Raw genomic sequence first — 479 nt, forward strand, 5'->3', positions numbered from 1 at the left:
ACGCCCTTGTAGAGATCCGCCGCGGCCAGGCGGTTCGCGGTCCGCAGCCGCAGGTCGTCCGGCAGGAACGGGAAATGGTGCAGATAGCCGGTGCACAGGATGATCGCGTCGACCTCGCGGCTGCTGCCGTCGCGGAAATGCACCGTCCGGCTGTTCGGCTCGACCCGCTCGAGCAGCGGCACCTCGGTCCAGTTCTCCGGCCACTTGTAGCCCATCGGCGCCGTGCGGTGGCTCACCGTCACCGACCTGCAGCCGTATTTCCAGCACTGCGAGCCGATATCCTCCGCCGAATAGGAGGTGCCGATGATCAGGATGTCCTTGTCGCGGAACTCCACCGCGTCGCGGAAGTCATGCGCGTGCAGCACCCGGCCGTTGAAGCTCTCGAGCCCCTCGAAGGCCGGCACGTTCGGGGTCGAGAAATGCCCCGAGGCGACGATCACGTGGTCGAACGTCTCGTCGTATTGCTTGTTCGCCCTGAG

Annotated in this window: 1 protein-coding gene; it reads right to left on the reverse strand. The window is 66.0% G+C overall.

Annotated features, from left to right (window positions below; genetic code table 11):
- Nucleotides 1-479, reverse strand: a 479-nt coding sequence (locus QSJ97_RS24695; protein WP_285675160.1) for an NAD(P)-binding domain-containing protein, incomplete at both ends; no start/stop codon positions are given.

Origin of the sequence: Paralimibaculum aggregatum (genome assembly GCF_030270585.1) — a bacterium.
Lineage (GTDB): Bacteria > Pseudomonadota > Alphaproteobacteria > Rhodobacterales > Rhodobacteraceae > Thermohalobaculum > Thermohalobaculum aggregatum.